Here is a 16,949-nt window from a genome sequence, read left to right on the forward strand (position 1 = left end):
CGCATGACCACGGAAGACGTGGCCGTCGACGACGACGCCGGCCGCAAGCACCCTCAGGTGCACTTCGACCGGCACACACCCGACTACCGCGACCGGTTCGAGGACATCACCCACGAGCTGCACGGACAGTGCCCGATCGCCTGGACGGAGACCCACGGCGGCCACTGGGTCGCCAGCGGCAACCGTGAGGTCTTCGAACTCGCGCGGTCCGCGGAGTTCCTCTCCAACGACCATGACGTCAAAGGGGAGCGGCGCGGATACAACGGCATCTCCATCCCCGCGCCGCCCCCCGAGCGGAAAGGCCGGGGCGGGTTCCTGGAGATGGACCCGCCGGACCAGCGGTACTACCGGCAGACCCTCAACCCGTATCTGTCGCCGGCGGCGATCCAGCGCTGGATCCCGTTCGTCGACGAGGTCGTCCGCGCCGGCATCGACGAGAAGATCGAGTCCGGGCACATCGACTTCGTCGACGACCTCGCCAACATCGTCCCCGCCGTGCTCACCCTGGCGATGATGGGCATCCCGCTGGAGCACTGGACCATCTACAACGAACCGGCCCACGCCTCCGTCTACACCCCGCCCAACTCACCCGACATGCAAAGGGTGTTGGACCTGAGCCGCAAGATGGGCATGGACCTCATGGCCCAGCTCGCGGAGATCCGTCGAAACCCCCGCCCGGGCCTGGTGGACGCGCTGGTCCGCGCCGACATCAACGGCCGCAACCCCGACGACAGCGAACTCCTCGGCGTGTGCGCCCTGTTGATCGGCGGCGGCTTCGACACCACGACTGCGCTCACCGCCCATTCCCTCGAATGGCTATCCCAACACTCCGACGAACGAGCCCGGTTGAGCCGCGACCGCAAGACTCTGCTGGACTCCGCGACCGAGGAGTTCCTGCGCTTCTACACCCCCGCTCCCGGTGACGGCCGCACCATCACCGCCGACTGCGAGATCGCCGGCACCGAGTTCAAGGAGGGCGAACGCCTCTGGCTGTCCTGGGCGATGGCCAACCGCGACCCGTCGGTCTTCCCCGACCCGGACCGCATCGACATGGAACGAAAGGGCAACCGGCACAGCAGCTTCGGCCTCGGCATCCACCGCTGCATCGGCTCCAACGTGGCCCGCACGGTGTTCAAACGGATGGTGACAGCCGTACTCGACCGGATGCCCGACTACGAGTGCGACCCCGAAGGCGCCGTCCACTATGAGACCATCGGCGTCATCCAGGGCATGCGCCACCTCCCCGCGACCTTCACCCCCGGCCCGCGGCTCGGCGCCGGACTCGACGAGACCCTCGTCGAACTCCAGAAGGTCTGCGAAGAACAGCGCCTCGCCGAACCGGTCACCGTCCGCAAGTCCACGGCCCGGATCGACACATGACGGACCATCTGCGCCCCGGGCCGGTGATCACGGAGGAGAACGCGTTCTTCTGGACCTCCGGCGCCGACGGCCGGCTGCGGGTGGCGGAGTGCGGGTCCTGCGCGGCCCTCATCCACCCACCGCAGCCGGTCTGCCGGTATTGCAACGGCCATGACATGGGCGTCCGGGCCGTGTCCGGCCACGCGACGCTGATCGGCTTCACCGTCAACCACCGCTTCGCCCTGCCCGGCCTGCCCGCGCCCTACGTTGTGGCCCAGGTCGCCCTGGAGGAGGACCCCCGGGTCCGACTCACCACCAACACCGTCCAATGCGCCCCGGACGAGCTGCGGTTGGGCATGCGAATGGAGGTGGTCTTCGAACAGGTCGAGGACGCCTGGCTGCCCCTCTTCCGTCCCGCCCGCGACCACCCGGCCACCGACCCCCTGCCGCTCGCCGAGGTCGACACCCGTCAACTAGCCCGCCGCGTACGGCCGATGGTGACCACGGAGAAGTTCGAGGACAAGGTCGCGATCACCGGCATCGGCATGTCCGAGATCGGCCGCCGACTTCTGGTCCCCCCGGTGTCACTGACCGTCCAGGCCTGCGAACGCGCCATCGCCGACGCCGGCCTCACCGTCGACGACATCGACGGCCTGGCCACCTACCCGGGCGCCGGTGCCGCATACGGCGGCTTCGGCGAAGGAGGCGTGACCGCCCTGGAGTCGGCCCTCGGCCTGGAACCGACCTGGTACAACGGCGGCAGCGAGACCTTCGGCCCCTGCGGCTCACTCATCTCCGCGATGCTCGCCGTCGCCGGCGGCCTGGCCCGCCATGTGTTGTGCTTCCGCACGGTGTGGGAGGCGTCCTACGGCGACCTCGTGCGCCGGGGCCGGATCGCCCAGGACCCGCCGCGCGCAGTGGACGGCTGGATGAAACCGTTCGGAGCCGTCTCGGCCGCCCACACCCTCGCCCAGAACGCCCAACGCCACTTCCACCGCTACGGGACCACCCGCGAGACCCTCGGCTGGATCGCCCTCAACCAGCGGGCCAACGCGGCACTCAACCCCACGGCTGTCTACCGCGATCCGATGACGATGGACGACTACCTCAACGCCCGCCCGATCACCACCCCGTTCGGCCTCTACGACTGTGACGTTCCCTGTGACGGGGCGGTCGCGGTGATCGTGTCGGCGGTGGACGCGGCCCGGGACCTCGCCCAACCGCCTGTCTTCGTCGAGGCAGTCGGCACCCAGATCCTGGAACGGCTCGAATGGGACCAGAGCACGCTCACCCACGAACCCCAAGTCCTCGGCCAATCAGCCCACTTGTGGTCACGCACCACGCTGCGCCCCGAAGACGTCGACGTGGCCGAGCTGTACGACGGCTTCACCTTCAACTGCCTCTCCTGGCTGGAGGGGTTGGGGTTCTGCGGTATCGGGGAGTCCAAGGACTTCCTGGACGGAGGCAAGAACATCGCACGGGATGGCGTACTGCCCCTGAACACCCACGGCGGACAGCTCTCCCACGGCCGCACCCACGGCATGGGACTGGTCCACGAGGCGATCACCCAATTGCGCGGCGCGGCCGGGGCACGCCAGATTCCCGGCGCACGGGTCGCGGTGGCGAGCAGTGGCGGACTCACCCCGAGCGGCGTCATCCTCTTCCGGGCGGACGGATGAACTCCCGTACCACGGAAGTCGTTTCACGCGTCGTCGATGTCGACGGCATCCCCATGTCCGGGCTGCTGTGCGAGGTCCGCAACCCGCGCGCGGTCGTCGTCGCCCTGCACGGGGGAGCGGTGACGGCGGGCTACTTCGACTACCCGGACCAGCCCCGGCTGTCCCTCCTGCGCACCGCGGCGGCACTGGACTTCACCGTCGTCGCCATCGACCGCCCGGGATACGGCAGTTCGGCTCCGCACAGCGAGACCATGGCGTCCCCCGCGCGGCGCGTCGACCTCGCCTACGCCGCGGTGGACCGGCTGCTCGCCACGCGTCCACGCGGAGCGGGACTGTTCCTCTGGGCGCACTCGATCGGCTGCGCCCTGGGTGTGCACATGGCCGGCGACGAACGCCGGAACGACCTTCTCGGCCTGGAGATCGCCGGTACCGGACGCCACCACGCTCTCGGCGCCGTCGAGATCCTCGACTTCCGGCGGCGAGACCCGGCCGTGCCGCGACGATCCGGACCCGGGCTGCGCGACCTGCTGTGGGAACCGTCGCGCCTGTACCCGGACGAGGTCATCGGGGCGCCCCGCATCCAGTCGCCGGGTCCGCCGTACGAGTCCATCGTGGCCCGCCGCTGGCCACGGGAGTTCGCCGAAGTCGCCGCCCGCGTACGGATTCCCGTCCACTACACGCTCGGCGACCACGAACGCGTGTGGAGCTCCGGGCCCGAGTCCATGGCCGACATCGCGAGCCTGTTCACCGACTCCCCGCGGGTCGTCACCGACGAACAGGCCGACAGCGGCCACAACTTGAGCATCGGGCACACCGCGACCGGATACCACCTGAAGATCCTCTCGTTCGTCGAGGAGTGCGTTCTCGCATCCGAGAACGGCGGATACGACAACGACGGGATCGACCGTCTGCCGAGGAGGGCCGGATGAGTGACGCCGACGTCGCGGTACTGCTGCTCGTACGCGTAGTCGTAGGGCTGATCATGATCATGCACGGGCTGAACCACTGGCGGGGCGGCGGCCGCATCGAGGGCACCGCCCGCTGGTTCACCGGACTCGGCCTGAGACAGGGCGTGTTGCAGGCCTGGGCGAGCGTGCTCACCGAGGTCGGCGCGGGCGTTCTCCTCGTCCTGGGCCTGCTCACCCCGCTGGCCTGCGCCGCCGTGATCTCCGTGATGCTGGTCGCGGGGCTGCTCGCCCACCGGCCCAACGGCTTCTTCGTCTTCAAGGACGGCTACGAGTACGTCCTCACGCTCGCCGTCGTCGCCCTGGCCCTCGCGGTACTGGGCCCCGGCCGCTGGTCCCTCGACCACGCGGTCGGCATCGACCTCACCGGCTGGACCGGCGGCGGCATCGCGCTGGGCGCGGCCGGGGCGGCGACCGGGGGACTGCTGGGCACGTTCTGGCGACCGGAGCCGAAGGGTGACGCCGAGTCTGAGGTGGGCGCGGAGGCGGGAGCCGAGCCTGAGGCTGACGCCGAGCCGCAGAGCGTGGCCGAGCCGGGCCCCGACGCGATGCCGTCCCCGCCGAAGCCCGAGAACACCCCCGAGTCCGTCGAGCAGGAGGCCCGCTGATGCGTGTCGGATTCATCGGGCTGGGCAACCAGGGCGCTCCCATGGCGCGCCGGATCGTCGAGGCGGGTTTCGCCACGACGCTCTGGGCGCGCCGCCCGGCCACGCTCGCCGCGTTCGCGGACACGGCGGCGCAGCGGGCCACGTCGCCCGTCGAACTGGCCGCCGCCAGCGACCTGGTGTGCGTCTGTGTCGTGGACGACGCCGATGTCGAGCAGGTCGTCACGGGTGAGCAGGGAGTGCTGAGAGGTCTGCGCCGGGGCGGGGTGATCGCCGTGCACAGCACCGTTCACCCCGACACCTGCCGGCGGCTCGCCGAACGCGCCCAGGTGCACGGTGTCTCCGTGGTCGACGCCCCCGTCAGCGGAGGCGGACAGGCGGCGGCCGAGGGCCGGCTGCTGGTGATGGCGGGCGGCGAGTCCGGCACGGTCGCCTACTGCCGGAAGGTGTTCGAGACGTTCGGCGATCCGGTCGTCCACATGGGGTCGCTCGGCTCGGGACAGATCGCCAAACTCCTCAACAACCTTTTGTTCACCGCCAACTTGGCGACCGCGGCCGACACACTCGCTCTGGCGCCGGGGTTCGGCATCGACCGTGGCGCCCTCGCCGAAGTCGTCCTGCACGGCAGTGGATCGAGTTTCGCGCTCGACCGGGTGCGGGCCGCGGGCGGCACGCTCGACCGTCTCGCCGAACGTGCCGGACCGCTGCTCCGTAAGGACGTGAGGCTGCTGGCCGACCTCGCCGACACGGCGGGCGCCCCGACGGGCACCGTCCTGACGGCAGCCGACGCGGCCCTCGACCGCATGGGCCAGGGGCGCCTGACGACATCCCCAACTCCCGTTCCAGGAAAGTGAAAACGAGCTTCTCGCCAACGGAGAATATTGATAACGTCGCTCGTCGTCAGACTGGTGACGGAAGGGAACCGTACGCACCGTGAAGGACTTCGAGGCGATCGACTTCTTCCAGGACGACGAAGTCGTCGCGGACCCCTACCCCTACTTGGCGGCCCTGCGCGGGAAGTGCCCGGTGCAACGCGAGAGCCACCACGACGTGACGATGGTGACCGGGTACGACGAGGCGATCCAGGTCCTCAACGACCCCGACACGTTCTCGTCCTGTCTCTCGGTGACCGGCCCCTTCCCCGGCTTCCCGGTTCCGCTCGTCGGCGACGACGTGAGCGCGCTGATCGAGCAGTACCGCGACCAGCTCCCGATGAGCGACCAGTTGCCGACGCTCGACGCCCCCACGCACACGGACCACCGCGGACTGCTGATGCGGCTGATCACCCCGCGCCGCCTCAAGGAGAACGAGGCGTCCATGTGGCACCTCGCCGACGCCCAGCTGGACGCGTATCTCGCCGCCGGCGAGGGCGACTTCATCAGCGGGTTCGCCGGTCCCTTCACCCTGCGGGTCATCGCCGATCTGCTCGGCGTGCCCGACGAGGACCGCAACACGTTCGTGGAGGGCCTGGAGCACCAGCCGCGAGGCGGCATCGGGAGCACGGACGGCGAGGTGGCGCACTCGCCGCTGGAGTACCTGTACGGGCAGTTCTCGGCCTACGTCGAGGAGCGCCGCCGCGAGCCCCGCGAGGACGTGATCACGGGTCTCGCCACCGCGAAGTTCCCCGACGGCTCGACCCCCGACGTCGCCGACGTGGCGCGCGTCGCCACCAACCTCTTCGCGGCCGGCCAGGAGACCACCGTCCGACTGCTGAGCAACGCGCTCAAGATGATCGCCGAAGACCCCGATCTGCAGCACCTGTTGCGCACCGAGCGCGACCGCATCCCGAACTTCGTCGAGGAGGTGCTGCGCACGGAGAGCCCCATCAAGGGCGACTTCCGGCTGTCCCGCGTTCCCTCCACGGTCGGCGGCGTCGACATCCCGGCCGGCACCACCGTCATGGTCCTCAACGGCGCCGCGAACCGCGACCCGCGCCACTTCGAGGACCCGGAGGTCTTCGACCCGGCCCGCGCCAACGCCCGCCACCACCTCGCGTTCGGTCGCGGCCCCCACACCTGCCCCGGCGCCCCGCTGGCCCGCGCCGAGGGCCGGGTGGGCATCGAGCGCATGCTCGACCGCACGACGGACATCAGGATCTCGGAGAGCGCGCACGGCCCTGCCGACGCGCGGAACTTCCGTTACCTGCCGACGTACATCCTGCGCGGACTCACCCATCTCAACCTGGAGTTCACGCTCGCCGAGGAGCCTGAGAAGGCCGAGGGGTCCGAGGGGTCCAAGGGGGCCGCCCGATGAAAGCCGTCGTCGACACGGACCGTTGCCGGGGTCACGGGATCTGCTGGTCGATCTGCCCCGAGGTGTTCGACCTGACCGACGACGGTTACGCCGAGGTGCTGACCCCCGATGTCCCCGCCGAGTACGAGGACCAGGTCCGCACGGCCATCGCCAGCTGCCCCGAACGCGCGATCACAGTGAGCCAGTGAGCTGAGGAGAACCGGATGCCCAAGGGGTACGTCATCCTGACCGAGTCCATCAACGACCCGGCCGGGATGGACGTCTACAGTCGGGCGGCCGGTCCGTCGATGGCCGAGGGCGGCGCGTCCGTCCTGGCGGTCGACGGCCGGCCGCAGCTCCTCGAAGGCGAGTGGCACGGCGACCGGACCGTCGTTCTCGAATTCGAGAGTGCCGAAGCCGCACGTGCGTGGTACGAGTCGGAGGCGTACGAGCGGGCGAGGCCCCTGCGGCAGGCCGCGGCCGACACGAACGTCGTGATCATCGCGGGCTTCGAGCAGCCGTCCCGAGGCGCGTGACAAGGCACTGTCCGGCGTGTTGTCACCGGGCCCCGGCTGCTGCCGGCGGCCCGTTCCGCGTACGCCCACCCTCTCGACACCCTTCCGGGCGCGCCGACCGGTCCCGGCGCCGTCGTACGGTCAACGGGTCCGTGATGGCCGGAAGGGTCGCCCGATCGCGACGGCAACCGTAATGTCACCTGGGTGTTGCCGGGGTGGAAGGGGTGCTCAATGACGACGGCCCGACACGAGGAGATTCTTGTCGCCGCGCTGGGGGTGTTCACCGAGCGGGGCTACAAGAAGGCATCCATCGACGCCGTGGCCGAGCGGGCCGGCCTGACCCGGCAGGGTGTCCTGCACTACTTCCCCAGCAAGAAGCGGCTTCTCCTCGCCCTCGTCCAGCTCCGCGAGGACCTCGCCCGCGAACACCTGGCCGCCCTCCACGCGGACGCCGGCGAGGACCTGCCCGGTCTGCTCGCCGAGGTCATCACCTACGATCACAAGAATCCCGGTCTCGCCCAGATACACAGCGTTCTCGTGGCCGAGGGCGTCACCGGCAGCGACGAGGCACAGCGGTTCTGCCACGACTACTATCGGGCGATCCAGGACCACACCGTCGAGCACCTCACCGCGCTCTACGGCGACCGCGTACCCAGCGGCCTGACCCCCCGGGCCGCCGCCACCGCCGTGGTGGCGATGCTCGAAGGGGTCCAGCAGCAGTGGATGCTCGACGAGGAGCGGACCGACTACCCGGAGATCATCCGCGATGTCATGGGCGTGCTGCTCGGGCCCACGCCTGTATGAAATCGGCCATCGCCGTGACGCTCTCCGGATGCAGACTCACCGCGTCCGGCCGTACCCGGAGATCCACCGTGACCCCGGAGTGGGCCGCGCGGGCGGCGAACGACAGGGAGTCGTCCAGCAGCGGATCGGTACCGGCGACCAGGAGCTGGATCGGCGGCAGCCCGTGCAGATTGGCGTGCAGCGGGCTCAGCAGCGGGTTGGTCCGGTCGGCGCCGCCCGCGAACCGGGCCGCGTGCAACCGGAGTTCGTCGATGTCGAAGCCCGGGTCGGCAGCCGCGTTGAACAGCAGACTCGGCGCGTCCAACGTCAGATCGAGCAGCGCCGAGATCAGCACCGCACAGTCCGGCTCCGGCGCCCCCATGTCCCGCAGCCGCACCAGCAGCGAGGCTGCGAGCCCGGCACCCAACCGCTCACCGGCCAACGCGACCGGACCACGCGCCTGACACGAGCTGTACACGGCGTGCACGTCGTCCAACGCCCCCGGGAACGACGACCGATAGCGCGGGCACACCACAACTGCCCCTGTCCGCAGGGCGAGTCGCTCGGCCAGGTCCACCGCCGACTCCGGCGAACCCGACAACTGCCGGTCCCCGTGCAGATACAGGACGACGAGATCGCTCGCGTCCGGCGGCCGTACGATCGGCCCCACCGGGCTCGACTCGACCCGCACCCGCCCGTCACCGGCCGCCGCACGGTCCGTGTCCGCCCGTACGTCGGTCAGGTCGGTGCCGTTCAGGTCGGCGCTCGCTCCGGTCGCCCCAACTCGTGTGTCACCCACGGGACATCACCTTCTCCGCTGCCTGCCAGTGCTCGTCGGACACCCAGAGGCGGGCGAACGCGCGGGCCGCCTCCTCCTCCGGAACGGCTCCGCTCATCACACGTTTGATCTCCCGCGCCGGATTGGTCGCGAGGGATCTGGCCAGCGTGCGCCAGCCCTCGGCGAACTCGGCGCGGGGCAGCACCAGTTCGAGCAGCCCGACGCGCTGGGCCTCGGCCGCGTCGAGAACCGTCCCGGCACCGGCCAGCATCAACGCCCTCCCCCTGCCGACCAGTTGGGCCAGACGCTCGGCGCCGCCCCACGCGGGCATGATGGCCAGGGCGACCTGGTTGAAGCCGATCCTGATGTCGTCGGCGGCGACCCGGATGTCGGCGGCCACCGCGACCTCGGCGCCGCCGCCGAACGCGTGGCCGTTCAAAGCGGCGATCACCGGTCCGGGGAAGGCCGCGATGCGATCGCAGATCCCCCTCATCCGCAGGGCCATGGCCATCGCGTCCTCCTCGGTCCGGATCGCACTCAGCTGTTTCAGGTCCCCGCCGGAGACGAACGCCCGGTCGCCGGCACCCGTGATGACCAGGGCCTTGGCGCCCGCGGCCGCGTCGAGAGCCTTGTCCAGTTCGTCCATCGTGGTCGGGGCGATGGCGTTGCGGGCGTGCGGTCGGTCGATGGTGACGACCGCCAGGCCCTCGTCGAGTTCGAGATCTACGTCCATGGCCTCAGTCCTCGTATTCGACGGTGACGTGCGGTGTGGTCGGCTCGCCCTGGCAGGTCAGGACCCAGCCCTCGGCGATCTCGTCGTCGTCGAGCGCGTTGTTGACGCGCATCTTGGCCTCGCCCTCGGTGACGTGGGCGATGCAGGTGGCGCAGTTGCCGGCCTCGCAGGAGAACGGCGGGGCCAGACCAGCCCTTCGGGCGCTCTCCAGGAACGTCTCGCCGGAGCGCTGCGCGAGCGTGTGCCGTTTGCCGGAGAGCACGAGCGTGAGGGTGCTGTCGTGTTCGGGCAGCTCCTCCGGTTCCTGCTCGGGGTTCTCCCGGAGCGGGCGATCGGCGGCGGTCTGCGCGAACCGCTCGACGAAGATCCGCTCGGGGGCGACTCCGTGGGCGAGAAGCGCGTTCTCCACCAGGTCCATGAAGGGCGCGGGCCCGCAGAGGTAGAAATCCGCCTCCGTGGTGTCGCCCGCGAACTCCCGTACCTGGTCCGCGGTGGCGAACCCCTGTCTGTCGTCGAGGTGGTGCCGGACCTCGAACCGGTCCGGGTACCGCTCGGTCAACTCGCCCAGCGCGGCGGAGAAGATGACGGAACCGGCGTCCCGGTCGGCGGCCAGGACCCGCACCGGGCGCCCGCTGCCGGCCAGCGCCGACTTCGCGAGCGACAGGATCGGCGTGATCCCGCTGCCCCCGCAGAACGCCACCACCGGAGCGGCCAACTCCCGTACCCCGCCTGCCCCGTCGCCCTCCCGCAGGCAGAACACCCCAGCTGGCAGCGTGGTTTCGACGACATCGCCGGGCGCGAGATGGTCGTGCATCCAGTTGGACACCAGACCCCCCGGAACCCGCTTCACCGTCGTCATCAGCTCGGCGTCCGTCTCCGGCGAACTGGACATGGAGTAACTGCGCAGCGTGCCACACGCCTTGATCGTCACGAACTGGCCCGCCCGGTACGGGAAGGGCGCGTCGAGTACGTACGTCCGTGTGTCGGGCGTCTCCTGGATGATCCGTGTGATCCGCACCGGGTGGAACCCGTGGTCTCGTCCCATGTGTGGAATTTACCTTCTCGCTCTGAGAGAGTGCAATTCTCAATGACGAGAGGAAGTTCCTGTCGTGCGAACGATCCCCGCTGAACTCGTCAACCGCTATGAGGCGGAGGGCTGGTGGACCAGTGAGACGATCGGTGACCTGCTGACGCGGGGACTGACGGCCGCCCCGGGGGCCGGGTTCCGCGTGCACTCGGCGGTACGCCCCTGGGAAGGGACCTTCGCCGAGGTCGAGTCGACCGCCCGTCGACTGGCCGCCGGACTGCGCGACCGGGGCATCGGCCCCGGTGACGTCGTGGCCCTCCAACTGCCCAACTGGATGGAGGCGGCGGCGGTCTTCTGGGCGTCGGCGTTCCTCGGCGCGGTCGTGGTGCCGATCGTCCACTTCTACGGACGCAAGGAGGTCGGCTACATCCTGGACACGGTCCGGCCCAAGGTCTTCGTCACCGCCGAACGGTTCGGGCATCTGCGCCACGACCCCGAGCTGAGCGCGAAGATCCCCGTGGTCGGCGTCGTGGGGCGGGACTTCGACGAGCTGCTCGCCGACGAACCGCTCGTCGGCGTCGTACCGACGGACCCGTCCCGACCCGCGTTGATCGCCTTCACCTCGGGAACGACCCGCGACCCCAAGGGAGTTGTGCACAGCCACCGCACCCTGGGCTTCGAGACCCGCCAGCTGGCCGGCCGTTACCCGCCCGACCGGGGCGACCAGCTCACCTCCGCGCCCGTCGGCCACTTCATCGGCATGGTGAACGCCTTCCTGATCCCCGTCCTCGACGGCAGCCCGGTGAACCTCGCCGACACCTGGGACCCGGGCCTCGCCCTGGAGTTGATGGCCCGCGACGGACTCACCGTGGGAGGCGGCGCCGCCTACTACATGACGAGCCTCCTCGACCACCCCGACTTCACGCCCAACCACCTGGCCCGCATGAAGTACGCGGGGCTCGGCGGCGCGGCCGTACCGAACGCGGTGACCAGACGCCTCGCGGACCTCGGCATCACAGTCTTCCGCGCCTACGGCAGCACCGAGCACCCCTCGATCACCGCCTCGGCCCACACCGCGCCCGAGGACAAACGGCTCTACACCGACGGGGACGCGCTGGCCGGAGTGGAGATCCGCCTCGCGGAGGACGGCGAGATCCTCAGCCGCGGCCCGGACCTGTGCCTCGGCTACACCGACGAGGCCCTCACTGAGCTGGCCTTCGACGCGGACGGCTGGTACCGCACCGGCGACATCGGTGAGTTCGACGAGGACGGCTACCTGACCATCACCGACCGCAAGGCGGACATCATCATCCGCGGTGGCGAGAACATCGGCGCCCTGGAGGTGGAGGAGGTTCTCCTCGCCCTGCCGGCCGTCGCCGAGGCCGCGGTCGTGGCCGCCCCGGACGCACGCCTCGGCGAGCACGCGGCAGCCGTCGTGCGACTGCGGCCCGGCCATCCCGAACCCACCCTCGACGACCTGCGCGCCCACTTCGCCGCGGCGGGCCTGGCCCGTCAGAAGTGGCCGGAGGAACTGCACTTCGTCGAGGACTTCCCGCGAACCGCCAGCGGCAAGGTCCAGAAGTTCGTTCTTCGCAAGAACATTGCCGCCCATCAAGAGTGAGAATATGATTCTCGCAATCTGCGAAGGAGGATCTCATGCCATCGCGTGTGCCGCCGTATCCACTGTTCGACGCGGACAACCACCTGTACGAGACGGAGGATGCGCTCACCCGGTACCTGCCCAAGCAGTACGCGAGCGCCATCCAGTACGTGCAGGTGAAGGGCCGTACGAAGATCGCCATCCGCGGTCAGATCAGCGATTACATCCCCAACCCCACCTTCGAGGTCGTGGCCCGGCCCGGCGCGTGGGAGGACTACTTCCGCGAGGGGAACCCGGAGGGCAAGTCACACCGGGAGCTGTTCGGCGAGCCGATGCGGTCGATCCCCGCGTTCCGCGAGCCCGGGCCCCGCTTGGCGCTCATGGACGACCTGGGCATCCAGCAGACGCTGATGTTCCCGACCCTCGCCAGCCTGGTCGAGGAACGCATGCGGGACGACCCGGAGCTGATCCACGTCGTCGTCCACGCCCTCAACCAATGGCTGCACGAGACCTGGCAGTTCAACTACAAGAACCGCATTTTCACCACCCCGGTGATCAGCCTGCCGATCCTGGACAAGGCGATCGCCGAGCTGGAGTGGTGCCTTGAGCGCGGCGCGAGGGCGATTCTCATCCGGCCCGCCCCGGTCCCCGGCTACGGCGGCTCGCGGTCCTTCGCGCTGCCGGAGTTCGACCCCTTCTGGAAGCGGGTCGAGGAGGCGGGCGTCTTGGTGGCCATGCACTCCTCCGACAGCGGCTACTCGCGCTACTCCAGCGACTGGGAGGGCAAGAGCCAGGAGATGACGCCGTTCCAGGCGCAGGTCTTCCGGATGATGTCCGAGTGGCGGCCGGTCACCGACGCGGTCGCGTCCTGGGTCTGCCACGGAGCCCTGTTCCGCTTCCCGGAACTGAAGGTCTCGGTCATCGAGAACGGCTCTTCCTGGCTGCTGCCGCTGCTCGACCAACTGGGCAGCACCTACAAGAAGCAGCCGAAGGGCTTCCTGGGCGACCCGGTCGAAGAGGTCAGGAAGCGGATCCACATCAGCCCGTTCTGGGAGGAGGACATGGCCGCGCTCTCCGAGGTCGTCGGAGTCGAGCGGGTCCTGTTCGGGTCCGACTACCCGCACCCCGAGGGGCTCGCCGACCCGGTCTCCTACATCGACGCGCTCCAGGGCATGAAGGAGGCCGACCAGGCCAAGATCATGGGCGGCAACCTCGCCCGGTTGATCGGCGTATGACCTGGGAGAGCATCCCGCAGATGGTGCTGAGCGCGGCCGACCGCTTCGGTGATGCCGAAGCTGTGGTGGACGGCCCGCTCCGCCTCACGTTCACCGAGCTGGTCGAGCGGGTGCGTGTGGCTGCGGGTGCGTTCGCGTCGGCCGGGGTGGAACAGGGCGACCGGGTCGCGATCTGGGCGCCCAACTCCGCAGAGTGGATCGTCGCCGCCTTCGGTCTGATGGCCGCGGGCGGTGTGGTGGTGCCGGTGAACACCCGGTTCAAGGCGGACGAGGCGCACGACATCATCGTGCGCAGCGGTGCGAAGGCCGTTCTCGTCCAGGAGGGCTTCCTCGGCCTGGACTTCAAGGCGCCGCCCGGTGTGCCGGTGATCGACCTCAAGTCCGGCTTCCTGGCGAGCGGTTCACCCTTCGAGCGGAAGGTGACCGGCGACCAGGTCAGCGACATCGTGTTCACCTCGGGCACCACCGGCCGGCCCAAGGGCGTCCTGATGACCCACGCCCAGACGCTCCGGCTGTACGCGGAGTGGTGCGACCTGGCAGGGGTCAGGGAGGGCGACCGCTATCTGATCGTCAACCCGTTCTTCCACATCTTCGGCTTCAAGGCGGGCATGGTCGCGTCGCTCATCCGCGGCATGACCATCCTCCCCGTGCCCGTCTTCGACGTGGACACCGTCCTCGACCTGGTCGAGCGCGAGAAGGTGACGGTCCTGCCCGGCCCGCCCACGCTCTACCACTCGCTGCTCACCGACCGCGGCTCAAGAGACCTGTCCTCACTGCGAGTTGCGGTGACCGGGGCCGCCGACATCCCGGTCGAACTGATCCGCCGCGTGCTGACCGAACTGCCCTTCACCTCGATCATGACGGGCTACGGTCTGACCGAGGCGGGCACCGCCACCGCCACCCGGCCCGGCGACTCCTTCGAGGACATCGCCACCACCGTCGGTACCCCCTGCGACGGCGTCGAGGTCCAAGTCGCCGACGACGGCGAGGTGTTGGTCCGCGGCTACAGCGTGATGCGCGGCTACTTCAACGACCCCGACGCGACCGCCGAGGCCATCGACGAGGACGGCTGGCTCCACACCGGGGACCTCGGCACGCTCGACGAGCGCGGCTATCTGAGGATCGTCGGCCGCAAGAAGGACATGTTCATCGTCGGCGGCTTCAACGCCTACCCGGCCGAGATCGAGGGCTTCCTGATGGAACACCCGGCGGTCGCCCAGGCCGCCGTGATCGGCGTCCCCGACGAACGGATGGGACAGGTCGGCAAGGCCTTCGTCGTCCTCCGACAGCCGCTGACCGCCGACGAGTTGATCGAGTGGAGCCGGCTCCGCATGGCCGGGTTCAAGGTGCCCCGGACCGTGGAGTTCCTCATGGAACTGCCGCTGAACGCCACCGGAAAAGTGATGAAGGACCTCCTGCGATGACGCCTCCCACACCGCCCCAGGGCGACGACCTCGTCCGGACCGCGTCCGGCCTGCCCCTCAAACCGGTCTACGGCCCCGACGACGTCGGTACCGCACCGCCCGCGCCGGGCAACTTCCCTTTCACGCGCGGCAATTACGCCACCGGCTACCGGGGCCGGCTGTGGACGCTGCGCCAGTACTCCGGCTTCGGCACCGCCGAATCCTCCAACCTCCGCTACCACTACCTCCTCAAGCAGGGCGGCACCGGACTCTCCGTGGCGCTCGACCTGCCCACACAGTGCGGCTACGACTCCGACGACCCCGAAGTGACCGAGGAGGTCGGCCGCGTGGGCGTCGCCGTCGACACACTCGCCGACGCCGAGGTCCTCTTCGAGGGCATCCCCCTCGACAGGATCAGCACCAGCTTCACCATCAACGGCACGGCCGCGATCCTGCTCGCCTTCTACGTCGCCGCCGCCGAACGGGCGGGCGTGCCCCGGGCGAAACTCACCGGGACGATCCAGAACGACATCCTCAAGGAGTACGCGTCCAGGGGCACTTGGATCTGGCCGGCCGAACCCTCCCTGCGACTCATCGCCGACACCATCGAGTTCTGCGCGGCCGAAGTACCGCGCTTCAACGCGATCTCGGTCGCCGGCTCGCACTTCCGCGACGCGGGCGCCAACGCCGTACAGGAGATGGCGTTCACGCTCGCGGACGGGGTCACCTACTGCGACACGGTGCTCGCCCGCGGCCGTATGACGATCGATCAGTTCGCCCCGCAGGTCTCCTTCTTCTTCTACACGCACGGCGACTTCTTCGAGGAGGTCGCCAAGTACCGTGCCGGGCGCAGGCGTTGGGCGACCATCGTGCGCGAGCGGTACGGGGCGGACAGCGACAAGGCCGCCATGTTCCGCTTCGGCTGCGTCGCCGGAGGCGCCTCCCTGTACGCGCCGCAGGCACAGAACAACACCGTCCGCGTCGCCTACGAGGCGCTCGCCTCGGTCCTCGGCGGCGTCCAGTCGATGTTCACGGCCGCCTGGGACGAACCGTTCGCCCTGCCCAGCGAGGAGTCGGCGACACTCGCCCTGCGCACCCAGCAGATCCTCGCCCACGAGACCGGCGTCACCCGGGTCGCGGACCCGCTCGGCGGCTCGTACTTCGTCGAGGCGCTCACCGATGCCACCGAGGCCCGCATCGTCGAGATCATGGACGACCTGGAGCGCTACGGCGGCATGGTCCGGGCCATCGAGGACGGCTATCTGCAGACCCTCATCGCCGACGAGGCCTACCAGTTGCACCGTGAGGTCGAGGCGGGCGCCCGGCCGGTCGTCGGCGTCAACCGCTTCGTCGCGGACGAACCACCGCCCGACCTCGCCACGTACGAACTCGACGCGGAGGGCCGCGACCGGCAGCTGAAACGGCTCGCCGACGTGAAGGCGACCCGCGACGCATCCGTCGTACGGCAACGCCTCGCCGAACTGACCCGCGCCGCGGAAGGTACCGAGAACCTCATGCCCATCCTGATCGACTGCGCCAACGCCTACTGCACGGTCGGCGAGATGGTCGCCGCGCTCAAGGCGGTCTGGGGCGAGTTCCAGCAGCCGGTGGTGTTCTGATGAAAGCCCGCGTACTGGTCGCGAAACCCGGACTCGACGGACACGACCGAGGGGCGAAGATCGTCGCGCGGACCCTGCGCGACGCGGGCTTCGAGGTCATCTTCACCGGGATCCGGCAGCGCGTCGCCGACATCGTGGCCGTCGCCGTCCAGGAGGACGTCGCCGTGGTCGGCCTCAGCATCCTCTCCGGCGCGCACCTCGCGCTGACCACCCGGGTGATCGAGGGGCTGCGCGCCACGGGGTCCGAGGACATCGCCGTCGTGGTGGGCGGCACCATCCCGCCGGCCGACGTGCCGAAGCTGCTCACCGCGGGAGCCGCCGCGGTCTTCCCGACGGGCACGCCGCTCGACGCCCTCGTGGCCAAGATGCGCGCTCTGACATCCGTCACCTCGCCATGACCCGGCGGCGACCCGAAA

Annotated in this window: 17 protein-coding genes; 14 read left to right on the forward strand and 3 right to left on the reverse strand. The window is 69.7% G+C overall.

The window, feature by feature from the left end:
- The first annotated feature begins 3 nt into the window (after positions 1-3).
- The 9 genes from OG226_RS46725 to OG226_RS46765 all read left to right on the forward strand — a co-directional run bounded on the left by OG226_RS46725 (position 4) and on the right by OG226_RS46765 (position 8,159).
- Positions 4-1,380: a cytochrome P450 gene (locus OG226_RS46725; protein ID WP_329352598.1), complete on the forward strand. Its 1,377-nt coding sequence runs from the start codon at positions 4-6 to the stop codon at positions 1,378-1,380.
- A complete protein-coding gene (locus OG226_RS46730) occupies positions 1,377-3,038 on the forward strand; it encodes a thiolase C-terminal domain-containing protein (RefSeq protein WP_329352599.1) in 1,662 nt (553 codons plus the stop codon). The genes OG226_RS46725 and OG226_RS46730 overlap by 4 nt, the downstream gene beginning before the upstream one ends.
- A complete protein-coding gene (locus OG226_RS46735; RefSeq protein WP_329352600.1) occupies positions 3,035-3,967 on the forward strand; it encodes an alpha/beta hydrolase in 933 nt (310 codons plus the stop codon). The genes OG226_RS46730 and OG226_RS46735 overlap by 4 nt, the downstream gene beginning before the upstream one ends.
- The gene (locus tag OG226_RS46740) at positions 3,964-4,611 is read left to right on the forward strand and encodes a DoxX family membrane protein (RefSeq protein ID WP_329352601.1); all 648 of its coding nucleotides are present in this window, start codon (positions 3,964-3,966) and stop codon (positions 4,609-4,611) included. Before OG226_RS46735 ends, OG226_RS46740 begins: the two co-directional genes overlap by 4 nt.
- A complete protein-coding gene (locus OG226_RS46745; RefSeq protein ID WP_329352602.1) occupies positions 4,611-5,462 on the forward strand; it encodes an NAD(P)-dependent oxidoreductase in 852 nt (283 codons plus the stop codon). The genes OG226_RS46740 and OG226_RS46745 overlap by 1 nt, the downstream gene beginning before the upstream one ends.
- A gap of 79 nt (positions 5,463-5,541) precedes the next feature.
- The gene (locus OG226_RS46750) at positions 5,542-6,861 is read left to right on the forward strand and encodes a cytochrome P450 (RefSeq protein ID WP_328685594.1); all 1,320 of its coding nucleotides are present in this window, start codon (positions 5,542-5,544) and stop codon (positions 6,859-6,861) included.
- Positions 6,858-7,049, forward strand: a complete 192-nt coding sequence (locus tag OG226_RS46755) for a ferredoxin (RefSeq protein ID WP_329352603.1) — start codon at positions 6,858-6,860, stop codon at positions 7,047-7,049. Before OG226_RS46750 ends, OG226_RS46755 begins: the two co-directional genes overlap by 4 nt.
- 15 nt (positions 7,050-7,064) lie before the next feature.
- Entirely contained in the window at positions 7,065-7,376 is a 312-nt protein-coding gene (locus OG226_RS46760) for a DUF1330 domain-containing protein (RefSeq protein ID WP_329352605.1), read from the forward strand.
- Positions 7,377-7,586: 210 nt separating this feature from the next.
- Positions 7,587-8,159 (forward strand): TetR/AcrR family transcriptional regulator, encoded by a 573-nt coding sequence (locus tag OG226_RS46765; RefSeq protein ID WP_328685597.1) that lies wholly within the window; start codon positions 7,587-7,589, stop codon positions 8,157-8,159.
- On the opposite strand, the gene OG226_RS46770 is transcribed toward OG226_RS46765, so the two are convergent.
- Genes OG226_RS46770 through OG226_RS46780 form a run of 3 tightly spaced genes read right to left on the reverse strand, consistent with a single transcriptional unit; the run spans position 8,125 to position 10,694 of the window.
- Positions 8,125-8,937: an alpha/beta hydrolase fold domain-containing protein gene (locus OG226_RS46770; RefSeq protein WP_329352606.1), complete on the reverse strand. Its 813-nt coding sequence runs from the start codon at positions 8,935-8,937 to the stop codon at positions 8,125-8,127. The two genes, OG226_RS46765 and OG226_RS46770, sit on opposite strands and share 35 nt — an antisense overlap.
- Positions 8,930-9,649 (reverse strand): enoyl-CoA hydratase/isomerase family protein, encoded by a 720-nt coding sequence (locus OG226_RS46775; protein WP_329352607.1) that lies wholly within the window; start codon positions 9,647-9,649, stop codon positions 8,930-8,932. The genes OG226_RS46770 and OG226_RS46775 overlap by 8 nt, the downstream gene beginning before the upstream one ends.
- Positions 9,650-9,653: 4 nt before the next feature.
- Positions 9,654-10,694 carry a ferredoxin--NADP reductase gene (locus OG226_RS46780; RefSeq protein WP_329352609.1) on the reverse strand — a complete coding sequence of 347 codons (1,041 nt, stop codon included), beginning with the start codon at positions 10,692-10,694 and terminating at the stop codon, positions 9,654-9,656.
- Positions 10,695-10,758: 64 nt separating this feature from the next.
- Here OG226_RS46780 and OG226_RS46785 point away from each other — a divergent pair, with 64 nt between their 5' ends.
- Genes OG226_RS46785 through OG226_RS46805 form a run of 5 tightly spaced genes read left to right on the forward strand, consistent with a single transcriptional unit; the run spans position 10,759 to position 16,931 of the window.
- The gene (locus OG226_RS46785; RefSeq protein ID WP_329352611.1) at positions 10,759-12,297 is read left to right on the forward strand and encodes an AMP-binding protein; all 1,539 of its coding nucleotides are present in this window, start codon (positions 10,759-10,761) and stop codon (positions 12,295-12,297) included.
- A gap of 35 nt (positions 12,298-12,332) precedes the next feature.
- Complete coding sequence (locus OG226_RS46790) at positions 12,333-13,511, forward strand: amidohydrolase family protein (RefSeq protein ID WP_033282959.1); 1,179 nt, start codon at positions 12,333-12,335, stop codon at positions 13,509-13,511.
- Complete coding sequence (locus OG226_RS46795) at positions 13,508-14,935, forward strand: FadD3 family acyl-CoA ligase (protein ID WP_329352612.1); 1,428 nt, start codon at positions 13,508-13,510, stop codon at positions 14,933-14,935. The genes OG226_RS46790 and OG226_RS46795 overlap by 4 nt, the downstream gene beginning before the upstream one ends.
- Complete coding sequence (locus OG226_RS46800; RefSeq protein ID WP_328685603.1) at positions 14,932-16,533, forward strand: methylmalonyl-CoA mutase family protein; 1,602 nt, start codon at positions 14,932-14,934, stop codon at positions 16,531-16,533. The genes OG226_RS46795 and OG226_RS46800 overlap by 4 nt, the downstream gene beginning before the upstream one ends.
- The gene (locus tag OG226_RS46805) at positions 16,533-16,931 is read left to right on the forward strand and encodes a cobalamin B12-binding domain-containing protein (protein WP_328685604.1); all 399 of its coding nucleotides are present in this window, start codon (positions 16,533-16,535) and stop codon (positions 16,929-16,931) included. Before OG226_RS46800 ends, OG226_RS46805 begins: the two co-directional genes overlap by 1 nt.
- Positions 16,932-16,949: the final 18 nt, after the last annotated feature.

The organism is Streptomyces sp. NBC_01261, from assembly GCF_036226385.1.
GTDB lineage: Bacteria > Actinomycetota > Actinomycetes > Streptomycetales > Streptomycetaceae > Streptomyces.